The organism is Bradyrhizobium elkanii USDA 76, assembly GCF_023278185.1.
Classification (GTDB): Bacteria; Pseudomonadota; Alphaproteobacteria; order Rhizobiales; family Xanthobacteraceae; genus Bradyrhizobium; species Bradyrhizobium elkanii.
In genome coordinates this window covers 6,865,123-6,882,732 of sequence record NZ_CP066356.1, presented here as the reverse complement: position 1 = coordinate 6,882,732, position 17,610 = coordinate 6,865,123, and the positions used below count along the sequence as shown (strand labels likewise).

Annotated in this window: 17 protein-coding genes; 10 read left to right on the top strand and 7 right to left on the bottom strand. The window is 64.9% G+C overall.

Annotated elements, in window-relative coordinates; translation table 11 throughout:
• Positions 1-65: 65 nt before the first annotated feature.
• The 6 genes from JEY66_RS33005 to JEY66_RS32980 are packed head-to-tail and all read left to right on the top strand — an operon-like array spanning position 66 to position 5,508.
• Complete coding sequence (locus tag JEY66_RS33005; RefSeq protein WP_016845342.1) at positions 66-1,325, top strand: aromatic ring-hydroxylating oxygenase subunit alpha; 1,260 nt, start codon at positions 66-68, stop codon at positions 1,323-1,325.
• Positions 1,325-1,822, top strand: a complete 498-nt coding sequence (locus tag JEY66_RS33000) for an aromatic-ring-hydroxylating dioxygenase subunit beta (RefSeq protein ID WP_016845343.1) — start codon at positions 1,325-1,327, stop codon at positions 1,820-1,822. Before JEY66_RS33005 ends, JEY66_RS33000 begins: the two co-directional genes overlap by 1 nt.
• Before the next feature lie 13 nt (positions 1,823-1,835).
• Positions 1,836-2,630, top strand: coding sequence for an enoyl-CoA hydratase/isomerase family protein (locus JEY66_RS32995; RefSeq protein ID WP_016845344.1), 795 nt, complete (start codon positions 1,836-1,838; stop codon positions 2,628-2,630).
• 1 nt (position 2,631) lies between these two features.
• Complete coding sequence (locus JEY66_RS32990; protein ID WP_016845345.1) at positions 2,632-3,381, top strand: SDR family NAD(P)-dependent oxidoreductase; 750 nt, start codon at positions 2,632-2,634, stop codon at positions 3,379-3,381.
• Position 3,382: 1 nt separating this feature from the next.
• Positions 3,383-4,318 (top strand): alpha/beta hydrolase, encoded by a 936-nt coding sequence (locus tag JEY66_RS32985; protein WP_016845346.1) that lies wholly within the window; start codon positions 3,383-3,385, stop codon positions 4,316-4,318.
• Positions 4,315-5,508 (top strand): acyl-CoA dehydrogenase family protein, encoded by a 1,194-nt coding sequence (locus JEY66_RS32980; protein ID WP_016845347.1) that lies wholly within the window; start codon positions 4,315-4,317, stop codon positions 5,506-5,508. Before JEY66_RS32985 ends, JEY66_RS32980 begins: the two co-directional genes overlap by 4 nt.
• Positions 5,509-5,935: 427 nt before the next feature.
• Here the strand turns inward: JEY66_RS32980 and JEY66_RS32975 are convergent, their stop codons facing one another.
• The 7 genes from JEY66_RS32975 to JEY66_RS32945 are packed head-to-tail and all read right to left on the bottom strand — an operon-like array spanning position 5,936 to position 13,942.
• The gene (locus JEY66_RS32975; RefSeq protein ID WP_018270321.1) at positions 5,936-7,096 is read right to left on the bottom strand and encodes an ABC transporter substrate-binding protein; all 1,161 of its coding nucleotides are present in this window, start codon (positions 7,094-7,096) and stop codon (positions 5,936-5,938) included.
• 31 nt (positions 7,097-7,127) lie between these two features.
• Positions 7,128-8,174, bottom strand: coding sequence for a branched-chain amino acid ABC transporter permease (locus JEY66_RS32970; RefSeq protein WP_016840405.1), 1,047 nt, complete (start codon positions 8,172-8,174; stop codon positions 7,128-7,130).
• Positions 8,174-9,046 (bottom strand): branched-chain amino acid ABC transporter permease, encoded by an 873-nt coding sequence (locus tag JEY66_RS32965; RefSeq protein ID WP_018270322.1) that lies wholly within the window; start codon positions 9,044-9,046, stop codon positions 8,174-8,176. Before JEY66_RS32965 ends, JEY66_RS32970 begins: the two co-directional genes overlap by 1 nt.
• Positions 9,047-10,981 (bottom strand): AMP-dependent synthetase/ligase, encoded by a 1,935-nt coding sequence (locus JEY66_RS32960; protein ID WP_018270323.1) that lies wholly within the window; start codon positions 10,979-10,981, stop codon positions 9,047-9,049.
• Complete coding sequence (locus JEY66_RS32955; protein WP_016846279.1) at positions 10,981-11,775, bottom strand: ABC transporter ATP-binding protein; 795 nt, start codon at positions 11,773-11,775, stop codon at positions 10,981-10,983. Before JEY66_RS32955 ends, JEY66_RS32960 begins: the two co-directional genes overlap by 1 nt.
• Positions 11,772-12,626 carry an ABC transporter ATP-binding protein gene (locus JEY66_RS32950; protein WP_016846278.1) on the bottom strand — a complete coding sequence of 285 codons (855 nt, stop codon included), beginning with the start codon at positions 12,624-12,626 and terminating at the stop codon, positions 11,772-11,774. Before JEY66_RS32950 ends, JEY66_RS32955 begins: the two co-directional genes overlap by 4 nt.
• Before the next feature lie 5 nt (positions 12,627-12,631).
• A complete protein-coding gene (locus JEY66_RS32945) occupies positions 12,632-13,942 on the bottom strand; it encodes a phytoene desaturase family protein (RefSeq protein ID WP_100213839.1) in 1,311 nt (436 codons plus the stop codon).
• A 247-nt stretch (positions 13,943-14,189) separates the two neighbouring features.
• On the opposite strand from JEY66_RS32945, the gene JEY66_RS32940 reads away from it, so the two are divergent.
• From JEY66_RS32940 to JEY66_RS32925, 4 genes are all read left to right on the top strand, one after another.
• Positions 14,190-14,825 carry a TetR/AcrR family transcriptional regulator gene (locus JEY66_RS32940; protein ID WP_016846276.1) on the top strand — a complete coding sequence of 212 codons (636 nt, stop codon included), beginning with the start codon at positions 14,190-14,192 and terminating at the stop codon, positions 14,823-14,825.
• Between the two features lie 193 nt (positions 14,826-15,018).
• Entirely contained in the window at positions 15,019-15,507 is a 489-nt protein-coding gene (locus JEY66_RS32935) for a DUF417 family protein (RefSeq protein ID WP_016846275.1), read from the top strand.
• A gap of 519 nt (positions 15,508-16,026) precedes the next feature.
• Positions 16,027-17,157 carry a serine hydrolase gene (locus JEY66_RS32930; RefSeq protein ID WP_016846274.1) on the top strand — a complete coding sequence of 377 codons (1,131 nt, stop codon included), beginning with the start codon at positions 16,027-16,029 and terminating at the stop codon, positions 17,155-17,157.
• Positions 17,158-17,288: 131 nt separating this feature from the next.
• Positions 17,289-17,603 carry a hypothetical protein gene (locus tag JEY66_RS32925; RefSeq protein WP_016846273.1) on the top strand — a complete coding sequence of 105 codons (315 nt, stop codon included), beginning with the start codon at positions 17,289-17,291 and terminating at the stop codon, positions 17,601-17,603.
• Positions 17,604-17,610 lie beyond the last annotated feature (7 nt).

Genomic DNA, 17,610 nt, shown 5'->3' with positions numbered 1-17,610 from the left:
TTCGGATTATTATTGACCGTCAACGAAAACGTCGGCGGCAGGCGATCGGTGAGGGAGACGGAACGATGAACATGATGACCGGCGCCTCGCCATGGGAACGGTTGATCCGGCCCGACCGGGTGCACGGATCGCTCTATACCGATCCCGAGATATTCGAGGCCGAGCTCAAGAACATCTGGTACCGGACCTGGGTCTATGTCGGGCACGAGAGCGAGGTGCCGAACGCCAACGACTACGTCGTCAAGTCGATCGGCCCGCAATCCGTGATCATGACGCGCGACGAGCAGGGCAAGGTCAATCTGCTGCTCAACCGCTGCTCGCATCGCGGCAACCAGGTCTGCTCCTATGAGCGCGGCAATGCCCGCTCGTTCACCTGTCCGTTCCACTCCTGGACTTTTGCCAATGACGGCCGCCTGGTCGGTTATGCCTTCCCCGACGGCTATGAGGGGCAGGATAAGTCGCAGCTCGCGCTCGGGCGGGTGACGCGCGTCGCCTCCTATCGCGGCTTCGTGTTCGGCTCGTTCGCGGCCGATGGCCCGACGCTGAAGGAGCATCTCGGCGGCGCCGCCGAGACCATCGATCGGCTGGTGCGCACCTCGCCGGAGGGCGAGGTCGAGATCACGGCGGGCTTCCTCAAGCATCGCGTCAAGGCGAACTGGAAGTTCATCCTGGAGAACGAGTGCGACGGCTATCACCCGGCCTTCGTGCACACCTCGATCTTCGGTGTCGCCGACAGCATGATCGGCAAGCTCTATGGCGGCGCCTCGACCGCGCTGACGCGCGACTACGGCAACGGCCATACCGAGATCGACCTGCGGCCCGAGTTCCGCAAGCGCGACGCGCCGATGAGTTGGTTCGGCACCAGCGAGGACCGGTTGCCGGACTATACTGCCCGCATGAAGGCCGCCCATGGCGACACCGCCGCGCGGGAGATCATGATCGACGGCACGCCGCATGTGATGATCTTCCCGAACCTGTTCATCGCCGAGATCCAGATGTTCGTGATCCAGCCGCTCGGCGTCGATGACAGCGTGCAGCACGTCACCGCGTTGCAGTTCAAGGGCGCGCCCGATCTGAACCGAAGGCTGCGCCAGCAGACCATGGGCTCGGTCGGCCCAGCCGGCTTCCTGCTCGCGGACGATTCCGAAATGTATGAGCGCTGCCATCGCGGCGTGCTGGCGCGCAACCCGGAATGGATCTTCCTCGGCCGCGGCGAGAAGCGCGAGCGGCAGGACGAGCTCGGCTTCACGGTCGGCCACGTCACCGACGAGGTGCCGTCGCGCGGCATCTGGACCCATTATCGCAAGCTGATGGAGCCAAACTGATGCTGTCGCGCGAGAGCAGCGCCACGTTGATGAGCGCCATCACCGCCTTCCTTTATCGCGAGGCGCGGCTGCAGGACGAGCATCAATACGAGGCCTGGGAAAAGCTCTGGACCGACGATGGCGTCTATTGGGTGCCGGCCAACGGCGCCGACATCGACCCGGAACGGCAGATGTCGATCATCTACGACAACCGCTCGCGGATCGCGCTGCGGGTCCGGCAGCTGATGACCGGCAAGCACTTCACCCAGACGCCGCAGTCGAACCTGCGCCGGCTGATCTCCAACATCGAATTGATGGACGAGCAGCCTGACGACGGCGACATCGCGGTCGCCAGCAACAGCCTCATTTTCGAGTCGAGCCTGCGCGACGACACGCTGTGGGCGGCGCGCAATGAATACCGGCTGCGCCATGTCGATGGCGAATTGCGGATGGCCGCCAAGAAGGTCATCCTCGTCAACAACGCCAAGGCGATCTACACGTTGTCATTCCTGGTCTAGGAAAGGTCTCGCCATGATCGACAAGGGCCCCGTTCTGCTCGACATCACCGACGGCATCGCGCGGCTGCGGCTCAACCGCCCCGATGCGGCCAACGGCATGAGCGCCGAGCTGCTCCGCGCCCTGTGCGACGCCATCATGGTCTGTCATGGTCATCCGGATCTGCGCGTCGTGCTGCTGAGCGGCGAGGGCACCAATTTCTGCGCCGGTGGCGATGTCCGCGCCTTTGCCGCCAAGGGCGAGAAGCTGCCGGACTATATCCGGCAGGCCACCGCCTATCTGCAGAATGCGGTGATCGGATTGCTGCGGCTGGAGGCGCCGGTCATATCATCGGTGCAGGGCTTTGCGGCGGGCGGCGGCGGCTTCGGTCTGGTCTGCGCCTCCGACATTGTGATCGCGGCGGAATCGGCAAAATTCCTCGCCGGTGCGACGCGGGTGGCGATGGCGCCGGATGCCGGCGTCTCGGTCACGCTGTCGCGGCTGGTCGGCCTGCGGCGGGCGATGTCGATCCTGCTGACCAATCCGGTGATCCCGGCAGCCGAAGCGTTGCAGATGGGCATCGTCACCAAGGTCGTCCCCGATGCCGAGCTTGCCGAGGCATCGCTCGCGCTGGCGCGCGAGCTTGCGGCCGGCGCGCCGAAGGCGCTGGCGGCGACCAAGCGGCTGGTCTGGGCCGGCACCGGGACCAGCATCGAGCAGTGCCTGTCGGAAGAGGCGCGCACCGTCGCCGAACTCTCGGGGATGGCCGATGCACGCGAAGGCCTCGCCGCGGTGATCGAGCGGCGCCAGCCTGTATTCACGGGGCGCTGAGGTGGCGACCTTGCCATTCGGACGTCTCGATGGCCGCCGTGCCTTCGTCTCCGGCGGCGCGCGGGGCATTGGTGCTGCGATCGCGCGCAGCTTTGCCGGCGCGGGCGCCAGGGTCGTGATCGCCGATCTCGATGTCGCCGCGGCCTCGGAGCTGGCGCGCGAGACTGGCGCTGACGTTGCAGGATTAGACGTCAGCGATGCCATGGCCGTGCAGGCCGTGATGGCGCAGGACGGCCCATTCGACATTGTCGTCAACAATGCCGGCGTCGATCAGCACGCTTTCTTCACCGATACCACGGCGGAGGATTGGGCGCGGCTGATCGCGGTCAATCTCACCTCGGTGCTGGCCTGCACCCACGCCGCGCTGCCGGCGATGCAGGCGGCGCGCTTTGGCCGCATCATCAACGTCACCTCGGAAGCGGCGCGGCTCGGCTCAAAAGGCGGTGCGGTCTACTCCGCGGCCAAGGGCGGCGTGATCTCGTTCACCCGGAGCATCGCGCGGGAAAATGCACGCTATGGCATTACCGCGAACGCGATCGCGCCGGGACCGATCCGCACGCCGATGCTGGAGCAGGCCGTGGCAAAGGGCGGCGACAGGATCCTGCAGGCGATGACCGGCGCAACGCTGCTCGGCCGCCTCGGCGAGCCGGAGGAGGTCGCGGCTGCCGCGCTGTTCCTGGCTTCCGACCAGGCCGCCTATATCACCGGCGAGACGCTCGGCGTTTCCGGCGGCATGGGCATCGGCGGCTAAAATGGGCAGCGCGGACGACGATATCGCAATCACGCCGGTCGATCGCGCGATCGAGCGTTTGCGCGCGATCTATCGCGGCTGGACCCGCGATACATCGGTGGCGCAGATGCGCAGCGATTGGGACTTGGCTTTTGCCGGCTGCTCGGTGCCGGTGAGGCGCGAGCCGGTTTCCGCCGGCGGGGTCGACGGCGAATGGCTCGTGCCGTCGGATGCTCCGCGCGACAAAGCGGTCCTCTATTTTCACGGCGGCGGCTTCCGCATCGGCTCGATCGCCTCGCATCGCGACCTGGCCGCGCGGATCGCGAATGCATCCGGCTGCCAAGTGCTTTCGATCAACTATCGCCTGGCGCCGGAGCACCGGTTTCCGGCGGCGCTCGAGGATGCGCTGATTGCCTATCAATATCTGCGCGATCAGGGGCTGCATCCGGCGGATATCGCCTTCGCCGGGGATTCGGCCGGCGGCAATCTCGTGCTGTGCACGATGCTGGCGGCGCGCGATCGCGGCCTGCCGCTGCCCGCTGCCGGCGCGCTGATGTCACCCTGGACCGATCTCACCGCGAGCGGCGCGAGCTATCAGAGCAGGGCCGAGGTCGATCCGATCCACCAGCGCGCGATGATCCTGGCGCTCGCGAAGAACTACCTTGGCAAGGACGGCGATGTCAGCAATCCGCTGGCCTCGCCGCTATATGCCGATCTCTCCGCGCTGCCGCCGCTGCTGGTGCAGGTCGGCGACCGCGAGACCGTGCGCGACGATGCGACGGAACTGGCCGCACGGGCGAAGGCTGCCGGTGTCGACGTCGCGCTGCAGGTGTGGGACGGCATGATCCACGTCTTCCAGATGTTCCCGGAGATTCCGCAGGCGCGAGAGGCGGTCGCATCGCTGGCAGCTTTTTTGCGCAACCATCTTCACATCGGCCATCAGAGGGCGCCACAATGAACGTCATGACGTCGGATCCGCGCCAGCTCACTGAGACCGAATTCCACTTTTCGGAGCAGCCCAATCTGCCCGAGGAGCTGCGCATGCTGCGCGAGCAGGTGCGCCGCTTCGTCGAGAAGGAAGTGGTGCCGCATGCCGAGGCTTGGGAGCGCGACGGCAAGATCCCGCGCGAGATCTATCGCCGCATGGGCGCGCTCGGCTTCCTCGGCATGCGCCATGCGGCCGAATATGGCGGCACCGACATGGGGCCGCTGGCCTCGATGGTGTTCGCCGAGGAGTTGGGGCGCTCCAGCTTCGGCGGCTTCACCTCGTCGATCCTCGTGCATACCGACATGTCGGCGGTGCACATCTCCTTGCGCGGCACGCCGGAACAGAAGCAGAAGTACTTGCCGGCGATCATCCGCGGCGAGACGGTCTGCTCGATCGCGGTGACCGAGCCCGACGCCGGCTCCGACGTCGCAGGCCTCAAGACGCGGGCGCGGCGCGACGGCGACTTCTGGGTGATCAACGGCGCAAAGATGTTCATCACCAACGCGGTCTATGGCGACCTCCTGATCGTCGCCGCGCGGACCGATCCGCATGCCAAGGGCAGCCGCGGCATTTCGCTGTTCATCGTCGAGCGCAACACGCCGGGCATCACGGCGACCAAGCTCGACAAGCATGGCTGGCTCTGCTCGGACACCGCCGAACTCGCGTTCCAGGACGTGCGCGTGCCGGCGGAGAATCTGCTCGGCGAGGAGAACAAGGGCTTCTACGGCATCATGGAGACCTTCCAGAACGAGCGCATCTGCATCGGCGGCATCTGCGCGGGCGAATCCGCCAAGGCGATCGAGCTGACGGCGAATTACGTGAAGACGCGACAGGCGTTCGGCGGCCCGCTCTGGAAGCAGCAGGGCGTGCGGCTGAAGCTCGCCCAGCTTGCCGCGAAGGCGGCGGCGGCGCGGGCGCTGGCCTATCAGGCCGCCGAGCTCGCGGCGGCCGGGCAGGATTGCCTGCGTGAGGTCTCGATGGTGAAGGCGCTGTCGCCCGAAGTGCTGCATGAGGTCGTGCACGGCTGCCTGCAACTGCATGGCGGCTCAGGCTTCATGCGCGGCACGCCGATCGAGCGCATGGTGCGCGACGCCCGCGTGCTGACGATCGGCGGCGGTGCCACCGAAGTGATGCTGGAAGAGGTCGCCAAGCGGATGTGAGGGGGCGGCTCTTCCCTCGCTCCGTTTGCGGCAGGGCGATCGCATATGCGTCTTCGCCGGCCGCGCAGGAGCTTGGCCTCGTGGTTCGAGTCGCGCCGCAAGCGGCGCTCCTCACCATGAGGGTCTACCCCGACGGGAGAGGTCGGATTGCGCCTGGCGACGCGACGCATCGTCCAGTGCAATCCGGGTGAGGGCTCTTGCTCTCTCGATGGACCGTAACCCCTCACCCGAGGAGCCGCAGACTCACATCGCTATTTCGGGATAATAGAATAATACCGCTGATTTGCCCGACGTGTCAAGTTGCCCTGCCGAACGTTGCCCTGCCGGACGCCGAAACCTCCTTTGCATGGGGTTGTTTTCGATATTTTGGCCGCGCGCACCCGTGTTGATCGCAAGCGGGAGAGGTGAAGTGGGTTTGCGGAAGCAGTCACTCCACCGGCTTGAAGCTGAGCGTCGCGGCATCGGCCTGCATGATCTGCAGCTTCTGGTTGGAGAAGCGCACGCCGGGACCGAAGCTGATCGGCGCCATCACGCCGGTCTCGACATTCTTGGTCTTCTCCAGCTCCGAGATGGTGCAGGCCCAGGTCGGTTGCTTGCCGCAGCGCTCGATTGCCGCGATCAAGACCCTCGCGGCGGCATAGCCGGTCATGGTGTAGCGGTTGATGCCCTTGAACTCGGCCTCCGACACCAGCGGCTTGGCCTTCTCGAGGAACGCCTTGCCGGCGGTGCCCGCGAACGGCTCGACATAGTCGACCGCGTAGATGCGGTCGCCGGCCGGACCCATCAGCTTCAGCACCGGCTCGATACGGCCGGGCCAGAAGATGCCGGTCACCGGCTTGATGTTCAATTTCTCGAGCTCCTTTGTCATCGCGATGTTCTCGGCGATGATGCCGCCGGCCAGGAACACTTCGGCGCCGGAATCCTTCAGCTGCAGCATGTCGGACGAGAAGTCCTGCTGGCCCTTTTTGTAGTTGCCGCTGTAGACGACGTTCAGCTTCTTGGCCTTGACCACGGAATCGAAGCCGTCGCGCACCGTGATGCCGTAATCGTCGTCCTGGGTGATCAGGCCCCATTTCTTGCCGGGGTTCTTGTCGGCGAGGAAGTTGACGAGGTGGATGATGCCTTCCTCGTAGGATTGGCCGACCACGAACACGTTCTTGCGCGGCGGCTCCCACAGGAATTTGACCGGCGCGACGTCGATCACGGTCGGGATGCCGGACTTCTCCAGCACCGGCATCACCGCGATCGACTGGCCCGAGCCGGAGATGCCGAGCATCGCGAAGACCTTGTCGACGTCGATCACCTTCTTGACGCCCTGGATGGTGCGCGCGGTGACGTAGCCGTCGTCCTCCAGCACATATTTGATCTTGCGGCCGTTGATGCCGCCGGCGGCGTTGGCTTCGGCGATCGCGATCTTGTGGCCGATCGAGGCGGCGACGCCGAGCAGCGCCGGCGGGCCGGTCAGCGGCTCCACGTCGCCGATCAGGATCTCGCTGTCGGTGATCCCGGGGTCGGCGGCAGCAGCGGGACTGATCGCAAGACAGGCCGCGGAAAGCAGCAGCGAGGCCGCTGCCAGGTGTTTGATCATTGTCTCCTCCTCATGGTGTTGCGTTTTTTTGTTAGTAGCGCAGCGGCCAGTGCACCCAGGTCCGCCTGATGTCGTGCCAGGCGCCGACCAGCCCCCTCGGCTGGAAGCGCAGGAACAGGATGATGACGAGGCCGTAGAGCATGCTCTTCAGCTCCTGCGCGCCGGTCGTGAAGGTCGCGTCCATCTGTGCGCTGAACAGGCTGAACACGATCCGTGTCGCCTCCGGCAACAGCACGATCAGGATGGTGCCGAGCACCGCGCCGAGCGCCGAGCCGAGCCCGCCGACGATCAGGATCGCCAGCGCCTCGATCGAGAGCAGGAACGGAAAGCCCTCGACGCTGACGAAGGACAGATAGATGCCGTAGAGCGCGCCGGCGATGCCGGTGATGAACGCCGAGGTGATGAAGGCGAACAGCTTGTAGGCATGCAGGTTGATGCCCATGACGCGGGCCGCGGTGTCGTTGTCCCTGATCGCGACAAAGGCGCGGCCGATCCGGCTGCGGCGGATGTTGAGGGTGGCGAACAGCGTCAGCCCCGCGATGCCGAGGCAGAGATAGGTGAAGGCGGCATCGCCGTCGAAGCTGATGCCGAAGATCTCCGGCCTTTGCACCTGGATGCCGCGCGCGCCGTTGGTGAGCCAGCGCATCTCCAGGATCACGGTGTTGATGATGAAGGAGAAGGCGAGCGTAGTGATGGCGAGGTAAAGTCCCTTGAGCCGCAGCGACGGCGCGCCGACGATCAGGCTCGCCAGCGCCGGCACTACGCCGGCGCCGAGGAAACCGACCGACGGCGGCATGTGATATTTCGACACCAGCACCGCATAGGCATAGGCGCCGGTGACGAGGAAGCCGACATGGCCGAGCGAGATCAGGCCGGTGTAGCCGGTCAGGATGTTGAGTCCGAGCGCGCCGGTCACCGTGATCAGGATGATCATCAGGAACGACAGCGCGTAGGAGTTCAACAGGTGAGGTGCCGCGATCAGCGCCAGCAGCAGCACCGCCGACCATAGCCACACCGGCGGGGAATCGATCAGCGCGACCAGTTCGCCATAGCTCTGCTTGTAATCGCCGGTCCGCATCACACCCTCTCGATGTCGCGTTCGCCGAAGATGCCGAACGGGCGGATCATCAGCACGATGATGATCATGGCAAAGCCCGCGACCTCCTTCATGCCGGAGCCGATATAGCCGCCGGCCAGGTTTTCGGTGATGCCGATCAGGAGGCCGCCGACGCCGGAGCCGAGCACGGCGTCGAGGCCGCCCAGGATGGTGGCCGGAAACGCCTTCAGCCCGAGCTGGAACATCGCCGGCGATAGATCATAGGACAGCGCGAAGAACACCCCGCCGATGCCGGCGATCACCGAAGACGCGGCCCAGGCCAGCGCATGAACTCTTGTTGCGCTGATGCCCATCAACAGCGCGGTGCGATCATCGGCCGCGACCGCGCGCATCGCAACGCCGACCTTGCTGTAGCGGAAGAACGCCCAGATCGCGGCGAGCAGCAGAAGCAGCGTCGCGATCACGGCAATCTGCCCGGCGCGCACGCCGATGCCGCCGAGATGCACGATGCCGCGGCCCATGCCGATATCGAGGCCGTGCGGATAGGCGTCCCAGATGAAGTTGATGGCGGAGCGCAGGATCACGGCGAGCCCGATCGTGACCATCACGGTCGCGAATACCGGCTCGCCCAGCATCGGCCGCATCACGAGCCGCTCGATGATGAGCCCGAGCAGAACAGCGGCGAGAATCGCGCCCACCGCGACGACGAACACATTGCCGCTGACCGTGGTCGAGATCGTCCAGGCGATATAGGCGGTGATCATGGTCATCTCGCCCTGGGCGAAATTCACCAGCCCGGTCGACTTGTAGATCACCGCGAAGCCCATCGCGATCAGGCCGTAGATCGCGCCGATCGCGAGCCCCGAGATCAGCAGCTGGATCAGATACTGCATTCAGCCCTCCGCCCGGTAGATGATCGCGAGCTCGCGGGCGAACTTCTTCTCGATCATGGCGCGACGTACCTTCTGCGTGGCGGTCAGCTCGCCGTCGTCATGGTCGAGCTCCTTTTCCAAGATGGCGAACCGCCTGATGTTCTCGACCCGCGCGAACCGCTTGTTGGTCTCGTTGACGACGCGCTCGACCAGCTCATTCACTTCGGGAAGCTGCGACAGCGATTTGTAGTTGGTGTAAGCGAGCGCCCGGTCGCGTGCCCAACGGCCGACATTGTCGTAATCGACCTGGATGATGGCGCCGAGATACTTCTTGGCCTCGCCGACCACGATCGCTTCCTTGATGAACTCGGAATCCTTCAGCGCGTTCTCGATCTCGGACGGCGCGATGTTCTTGCCGCCGGCGGTGATGATGATCGCCTTCTTGCGGTCGACCACGGCGATCTCGCCATTGTCCAATATCTCGATGATGTCGCCGGTGCGCAGCCAGCCGCCTTGTTCCAGCGAGGCGGTCGAGGCGTTCTCGTCGAGGAAGTAGCCCTTGAAGACGCCCGGGTTGCGCAGCAGGATCTCGCCGTCGGTGTCACACTTCCATTCGGTCTGCGGCAGCGGTACGCCGCAGCCGCCGATCCGATGATGGCTTTCAGTCTGGATGAAGGCGACGCCGCCGCTCTCGGTGAGCCCATAGCCTTGCGACACCGGGCGGCCGATGATGTCGAAGAAGCGCAGCGTCTCCGGCGAGATCGAGGCGCCGGCGCAGAGCCGGTGCCGGCTGTGGGCGAAGCCGAGATGGCGCTGCAAATTGCGGAACATCAGGAGATAAAGCAGCCCGTAGGCGGCACGATCGAGCCAATTGTCGTTGCCGGTCTGTCGACGGTCGGACAGCGTGCGGCCCCAGGCGAGACAGGCCCTGGTGAAGCTCTGGCGCAGCCGGCCGCTCTCGCCGAGGCGGAACAGAAAGCCCTGCTGCAGCTTCTCATAGATGCGGGGCACGCCGACGAAGAAGGTCGGCGCGATCTCGCGGATGTTGATTGCGACCGTGTCGATCGATTCGGCGAACGAGACGGTGCCGCCGAGTACGAGATGCGTCACGGTGCCGTAGCAGCGCTCCGCGACGTGGCACAGCGGCAGATAGCTCACCGCCTCGAACGGCTTGTCGGCAATGCCGACGGTCCTGGCGTAGGCATGGGCGGCGTAGACGAGATTGCGATGGGTCAGCATCGCGCCCTTGGGCGGACCCGTCGTGCCCGAGGTGTAGACGAGGATGCAGACGTCGTCGGGCGCGCCCTGGCTGATCAGGCGGTCGAGCGTGGCGTCGGCCTCCGGGTTCTGCTGCGCGTAGGCCCTGCCGCGCTCGCACAATGCGGCGAACGACATCAGCTCCGATTGCCGGTAATGCCGTAGGCCCTTCATGTCGATGCAGACGATGGCCTCCAGATCCGGCAGGCCGCCGTTGCCCGCCATCGCATCCAGCACCTTGTCGGTCTGCTCCTGGTCGCCGGTGACGACGATGCGGGCGCCCGAATGCTTGACGATATATTGCAGCTCGACCCAGGGATTGGTCGGATAGATGCCGACCGCGACCGCGCCGATCATCTGCGCACCAAGATCGGCGTAAAACCATTCCGGCGTGTTCTCGCCGGCGATGGCGATCCGGTCGCCCGGCTTGATGCCGAGCGAGAGCAGGCCGAGCGCCACCGCGCGCGCGGTGTCGTAATAGTGCCGCCAGGAATAGGGATTCCAGATGCCGTAGTCCTTCTCGCGCAGCGCCATCGCCTCGCCGTGCATGGTGGCGCGCTGTCGCAGCAGTTGCGGGATGGTGATGGCGGCATCCGCAAGCGCAGCCTGCAACGCGTCGGCGCCGGTCGCCGGCGGGTTGCGCGGCGCGCTCGCTTGCAGCGGCGGATGAGCGGTGCGCAGGCTGTCCAGCGTCGACATCAAGCGCCCGCCTTCGCCATCGCGTCAGCGCGCTGGCTGCCGAGATAGGCCTCCGCGACCGCCGGATCGCGCCTGATCTCGCCGGGCGTGCCTTCGGCGATCTTGCGGCCGAAGTTCAGCACATGGATGCGGTCGGAGATGTCCATCACGATGCGCATCTCGTGCTCGATCATCACGACGGTGATGCCGAGCTCGTCGCGGATGTCGAGCACGAAGCGCGCGATGTCCTCGGTCTCCTCCTGGTTCATGCCGGAGACCATCTCGTCCAGCAGCAATAGCTTCGGCTCGCAGGCGAGCGCGCGGGCGAGCTCGACGCGCTTTTGCTGGCCGTAGGACAGCGTGCCGACCACGGCGTCCCTGATATGCTCGATCTCGAGGAATTCGATGATGTGTTCGACACGCTGCCGTGCCGCGATCTCTTCCTTGCGGGTACGCCCGTAAAACCACACCGCATCGAGCACGGTCGAGCGCAGATGGGTGTGGCGGCCGGTCAGGATGTTCTCGACCACGGTGCCGTGCTTGAACAGCGCGAGATTCTGGAAGGTGCGGCCGATGCCGACCGCGGCGAATTTCCACGGCGAGATCGTCGAGAGGTCGATGCCGTCGAAGCTGATGCGGCCGCCGCTTGGCCGCAGCACGCCCGAGATCATGTTGAACAGCGTGGTCTTGCCGGCGCCGTTCGGACCGATCACGCTGCAGATCTCGCCGGGCGCGACGCGCAGGCTGACATCGGCGACCGCCTGCAGGCCGCCGAAGCGCTTTGACAGATTTTCGACCGTGAGCAGCGCGGTCACGACAACCACCGCTTGCGGCGCTTGTAGTGCTTGACGTCGCGCAGGCTCTTGCGACCCGTGGAGGAGACGCCGAGATAGAATTCCTGGACGTCCTCGTTGGCGGTGAGCCTCGCTGCTGTGCCGTCGAGCACGACGCGGCCGGTCTCCAGGATGTAGCCGTAGTCGGCGATATCGAGTGCGCGCTGCGCGTTCTGCTCGACCAGCAGCACCGTCATCTTCAGTTCGTCGCGCAGCCGGGCGATCACCTCATAGATGCGGTCGATGATCAGCGGCGCGAGGCCGAGCGACGGCTCGTCGAGCGCCAGCAGCACGGGATCGGTCATCAACGCGCGGCCGATCGCGAGCATCTGCTGTTCGCCGCCGGACATGTAGCCGGCGATCTGGTCGCGCCGCTCATATAGCCGCGGAAACAGCGCAAACACCTTGTCGCGGCGCTCGCGCGCCTCGGCGCTGGTCCTCGTGTAGCCGCCCATTTGCAGGTTCTCGTCGATGGTGAGTGCCGCGAACACGCGGCGGCCCTCCGGCACCTGCACGATGCCGCGGCGGACCAGTTCGTCCGGCGCAAGGCGATGCACCTCGTCATTGCGGAAGCGGATGCTGCCGTTCTCGATCACGCCTTCCTCGGTATAGAGGATGCCGGACATCGCCTTCAGCAGCGTCGATTTGCCGGCGCCGTTGGAGCCGAGCAGGGCGACGATGCGACCCTCGGGCACCGCGATCGAGACGTCGCGGATCGCCTCGATCGCATTGTCGTAGACGATCCGGATGTTGCGGAATTCGAGCAGGCCCTGCCGCTGTGGCACGGCGACTGGCGCTCGTTGCGGTGTCGGATGCGGGATGGTCGTCGGCATCGTGCTCAGATCCGGCTGGCCGATAAGCGCGGACGCGCGGCGAGGATCGCATCGGTGACGAGCTTCGCGGTCTCGGCGCAGGCCTGGGTGCCGCCATTGCCATATTGCTTCACCGCGTCGCCGACGCACCACAGGCCCTCGATGCCGGTCTCGCGCGGCAGATCGTAGCCGGCGCAGCTGCGTTGCGCCGGCCAGTCGTCGCGCATCACCCGGATCGACAGGATCCTGGCCTGGTCGAAATTCGCGAACTGCTCGCGAAGATCCTCGAGCGCGAGCGCGACCTCCGCATTGGAGTCGAAATCGCCGAGCGCCGGCACCGGAACCGCGTAGGCGACATAGAGATGCCAGCCTGATGGAGCGAGCTCCGGACAGGTGGCGCTGAGGTTAGCCATGTTGCAGAGCCGGCGCGTCTTGCCGAAGGTGACGATGCCGGGATGATTGATCAGCGGCTCGCGGCTCGCGACATTGATGACGATGTTGGCGGCCGGGCGAAGGTCGTTCTTCACCTTGGCGATGTAGTCCGCCGGGAACGCCTCGCCGCCGGCAAGCGCGACCGTGGCCTTTGGTCCGGCATTGCTGATGACGAGATCGGTGTCGATCCGCACCCGCTCGCCGTTCCTGAGCACGGTGACGCCTTCAACCTTGCCGTTGGCAGTGTGGATCGTCGTCGCCGGCGTTCCGAGCCAGATGTCGCCATTGCGCCTGACAGCGTTGCCGAGACTGTTCCAGACGCCGATCGTGCCCTGCGGGCAGAAGCCGAACTTCTTGAAGGCGCCCTTGCTGGTGAAATAAGTGAGGAAGGCGCGGGCTGGCAGCTCGGCGGCGTTGCAGGCGAAGATCGCCGCGCAGAGATTGCGGAACAGCGCGTGCACCGTGGCATTGCTGGTGTAGCCCTTCAGCCAGTCTTCGGTCGATTGCCGCCCGTCAGGCAGATTGCCGGAGCGGGCGTCGGCGAATTTCTCCAGGATGCGCGAGGCCTGCTTGGTCAGCTGGCCGAGCAGCAGCGACCAGCCGCCGCGGCCGACATCGATCACCTTGCCGTCGATGAAGAACGAACTCGCGGGCTCCGGCGCGCGGATGTCGAGCGGGGCGCCGACGGTGTGGAAGGTTTCCTCGAACACGCCACCGAACTCGATCGCGATCGCCCCGATATTGACCTTGAAGCCGTCGATCTCCTCGGTCGAGGCGCGCCCACCGAGCCGGTCCTTGTCGTCGACGACGAGCGTATGCAGCCCGCCATGGGCAAGGCGCGCCGCGGCGCACAGCCCGCCGGCACCGGCTCCGATCACGACAGCATCGATCCTCTGAGAATCCACGCGCAACCTCCCGCGATGCCCCGGGTTGGTCCCGGCGTGCGCAATCCGCTTGCTTGATGGACGGCAGTCTAATATAATCCGACCGGTCGTTCAAATTATTTTTTGACGCAGGTCGCGTCATCGTGGGCGATCGAAGAGTTCTGGTGGATGGTGCCCGCAAAGGGGAGGAGAGCGTGGGCGGCGGTAGTATAGAGAGACGGCAGTCGCCCGATTCCGGCGGCGCCGATGGTGCACGAGAGAGACGGCAATGGCGCGGACGCGCTCAGAGAATTACGACGAGATTCAGCAGGGCATTCTCACCACCGCCTGCGGCCTGTTCGCGCGGCAGGGCTATATGCGTGCCTCGATCGCCGACCTTGCGGATGCCTGCAAGCTGTCGCGCGGCGCGCTGTACCACTATTTCGATTCCAAGGAAGCGATCCTGTTCGCGATCCTCGACGCCCATATCCGCGAGATGATCGCCGACGTCGAGGCCGCGATGGTTGAAAAGGCGACGACGCTGGAACAGTTCCGCGCCGCGATCCAGGCCATCGTCGCGCTGAATGCGCGCTCGAGCGACGAGCAGCGCGTGATCCTCAACGACCTCTCGTTCCTCGGCGAGACCGAGCAGGATGCGATCAAGGCGCTGGAGCGCCAGCTCGTCGACACGGTCTCGGATCTTCTGGTCAAGCTCGACAAGGAAGGCAAGATCGTCAAGCGGACCAAGAAGATCTACAGCATGATGCTGTTCGGCATCCTGAACTTCAGCCACACCTGGTACGACCCGAAGGGCGGGATCGATCCAGGGGAGTTCGCCGACATGGTGGTGGACCTGTTCCTGTACGGCTTCACCATGCCAGTGCCGGCAAAGGACGCCGCGCGGCCGCTGCGCCAGCGCGCCTGAGGCCGGCGCGGCGCGCTCTGCGGCTTCGCCGAAGACATCTCTCGCAGCGACTATTCCTCATCTCATCCGCACATCATCGTGAAGGCGAGACGTTGTCCCGCGCGTAACGCGCGCGGCGTGCGCTGCGTAGTCCTGCCACGAACGCCGTAACGACGGCCGATGGTGGCATCGCAGCGAGGGAAGAAACATCAGCATGAATCTGTCGTTCAACATCGCCGAACAGGGCGAGGGGCCTTATCGTCCGCTCGCGATCCTGCGCTGGGTCATGGTCGTGATCTTCGTGTCGTTCGGCATGCAGAAATTCACACTGCAATCGGCGCAAGGCATCGCGCAGTTCATCAGCAACAGTCCTTTCGTCTCGTGGCTGTCGATGTTCGGCCTCCGGGGCGAGGCCTATGTGCTCGGGGTCACCGAGTTCGGCATTGCGGTGCTGCTCGCCGCCGGCGCGTTCAGCCCGCTTCTCTCAGCGATCGGCTCGCTGATGGGTGTCATCACCTTCGCGGTGACGTGGTCGTTCTTCTTCACGACTCCCGGGGTGGTCAAATGGAGCCTGTCGACCGATCCGATGGCCTGGAACCTGGCCGGCGAGTTCCTGTTCAAGGACATCGTGCTGCTCTGCGTCTATCTCGTGCTGCTATTGGCGTCGTTGCCGCGGTCGATCGTCCGCTCGCGCGCCACATAGGTCTCGCGCCGCGCATCGATGGTTAACCGATGCTTAAGCAGCCATCGCGCGTATCCGGCATCTGGAACGGGACAAAACGTCGCGGACGACCGTGTCTTGAAAATCGAATCCAATCGGCTTATGCAACCTTCGATTGACGAATTGTTGCTAGAAAGAAACGTCCCCGGTTGGGAGCGGAATGTGACGAAGTCAGAAATATCCTTGGCCCGATCGGCAAGCGCCGATCTCGCCGTTTCGTCGAAGCCCACTCCCGTCATTTTCAAACGTCCCGCATTTGTTTGTTCGATTGCAGTTCCCGCACCGTGGCTGGAGTGGGAGGGCGGTCGCGATCGCGGCTTCCGGAAGTGACCACCGGAACAGCGATCGGGCCGCCCCTTCCCGGCCGGGATGGTAACGGCGCAAGACGCGTAATCGTGAATTCGGACGCATTGGTTCCACCGCTAGGATCGTGATGTTGCCATCTCGCGATGGTGAACAGACCCGCCCGCGGGTCACATCGCAACACCGATTTCATTCTCCATGAGACAATGGCTCACCGTCCGGATCGCGGCCGTCCTGCTCGTCGTCGCTGTTGGCGCGCTTGGCATCGCGCGTGCGGATTCCGACATGGATGCGCAGATCGGGGATATCGTCACGACGGAACTCGCGCCGACCGCGACTGCGGCCGACCCGGGCGGTCTCGCCGCGGCGGTCTATGCCGGCGGCCGGGTCGCCTTCTTCAACTACGGTTTCGCTGACGCAGCGGCGAAGCGACCGGTTACCCCGGACACGCTGTTCAACCTCGCCTCGTTGCGTAAGCTGTTCGAGGCGACGCTGGTCGCGCTCGGCACGGAGCGTGGTGAATTGCGGCTGGACGATCCCGTCACGAAATATCTGCCCGAGTTGCATGGCGACTACGTCAGCCGCATCACCATCGGCGAGCTCGTCAATCATACGTCAGGCCTGCTGCTGCCGACCGACCATCCGCCATGGCCGGTCGGCACCTTCAGCCGCGATCAGTTCATCGCGATGCTCAATGTATGGACTCCACCGGCGGGCGAACAGCCGGGCAAGCAGCGCATCTACAGCCATGCGGGCTATGTGCTGCTGCAACTGGTGCTGGAGCGGCGCTATGACATGCCGATCGCGACGTTGATCGGGAGCCGAATCCTCAAGCCGCTCGGCATGACGTCGACCTTCGTTCCGGACCGCAGCGAGGACGACCGTGCGACGATGGCGCCCGAGATGATGCGGCGTGTGGTTCAGGGCTACTCCCACGACGGCACGGCGATCGGTCAGCCCGGCAATCAGCAGCGCTATTATGATTTTCCGGGCACCGGCCAGATGTTCTCATCGGCGCGCGATCTCGGCATATTGCTGGGCGCCTGCCTCGACGGCGCGGTGATCGATCCCGAATTGCGCGCGGCCTTGCAGATGACCGAACATGAGAGCTTTCGCGTCGACGAAAAGTTCGGCCAGGCGATGGCGTGGGAGCATGTGCGGCTGGACGGCGTCACCGTGATCGACAAGCCGGGCGGTCTCAATAACGCCTCAGCCTATGTCGGGCTGGTGCCGGCGCGCAGGCTCGGCATCGTGCTGCTCGCCAATCGCGGCGACTATCCGCACGAGATCGCGCGCTACAGAATTTTGCCGGCGCTCGCGCGACTTTAGTCGGCGGACATGCCGGTCCAATGACATGGCCTGCGCGGCAGGGCAGGGGATGCATGCAAAAATCGCGATGGCGCGGAACCATGATCGGCTGTATAAGCCGGTAGCTTCTTCTCCATTTTGAAGAGGCTGATATGACCGATCTGTATCCTGATTTGCACAATTGGCTTTCGCAACAGCCCCACGGGTTGCGAACCTTCAGGACTTTCCAGCAAAAACTCGAGATCCTCAGCAGGGACGACCCGGAGCAGCGCGGCGTTTGCCGGTTGCTGAGCGGTCTCGTCGGCAATTACGTCGAAACTTTCGACGAGGAGCCGCTGCCCGTCGCAGTCGCCGACCGCGCCTATGGCCGGCTGCTCGATCTCGTCGCAAGCCTTGATCTCAAGGGAAATCCCGACCGGCGCCTGGCGGACATCAACCGCGTCGCGTCCTGCGATCTGCTGAATTGATCGCGGC

Coding starts and splice junctions, on each gene's coding strand:
- JEY66_RS32925 (WP_016846273.1), top strand. CDS start 17,289: ATGACCGATCTGTATCCTGATTTGCACAATTGGCTTTCGCAACAGCCC.
- JEY66_RS32985 (WP_016845346.1), top strand. CDS start 3,383: ATGGGCAGCGCGGACGACGATATCGCAATCACGCCGGTCGATCGCGCG.
- JEY66_RS32970 (WP_016840405.1), bottom strand. CDS start 8,174: ATGCGGACCGGCGATTACAAGCAGAGCTATGGCGAACTGGTCGCGCTG.
- JEY66_RS32960 (WP_018270323.1), bottom strand. CDS start 10,981: ATGTCGACGCTGGACAGCCTGCGCACCGCTCATCCGCCGCTGCAAGCG.
- JEY66_RS32995 (WP_016845344.1), top strand. CDS start 1,836: ATGATCGACAAGGGCCCCGTTCTGCTCGACATCACCGACGGCATCGCG.
- JEY66_RS32935 (WP_016846275.1), top strand. CDS start 15,019: ATGAATCTGTCGTTCAACATCGCCGAACAGGGCGAGGGGCCTTATCGT.
- JEY66_RS32975 (WP_018270321.1), bottom strand. CDS start 7,096: ATGATCAAACACCTGGCAGCGGCCTCGCTGCTGCTTTCCGCGGCCTGT.
- JEY66_RS33005 (WP_016845342.1), top strand. CDS start 66: ATGAACATGATGACCGGCGCCTCGCCATGGGAACGGTTGATCCGGCCC.
- JEY66_RS32965 (WP_018270322.1), bottom strand. CDS start 9,046: ATGCAGTATCTGATCCAGCTGCTGATCTCGGGGCTCGCGATCGGCGCG.
- JEY66_RS32980 (WP_016845347.1), top strand. CDS start 4,315: ATGAACGTCATGACGTCGGATCCGCGCCAGCTCACTGAGACCGAATTC.
- JEY66_RS32940 (WP_016846276.1), top strand. CDS start 14,190: ATGGCGCGGACGCGCTCAGAGAATTACGACGAGATTCAGCAGGGCATT.
- JEY66_RS32930 (WP_016846274.1), top strand. CDS start 16,027: ATGAGACAATGGCTCACCGTCCGGATCGCGGCCGTCCTGCTCGTCGTC.
- JEY66_RS32950 (WP_016846278.1), bottom strand. CDS start 12,626: ATGCCGACGACCATCCCGCATCCGACACCGCAACGAGCGCCAGTCGCC.
- JEY66_RS33000 (WP_016845343.1), top strand. CDS start 1,325: ATGCTGTCGCGCGAGAGCAGCGCCACGTTGATGAGCGCCATCACCGCC.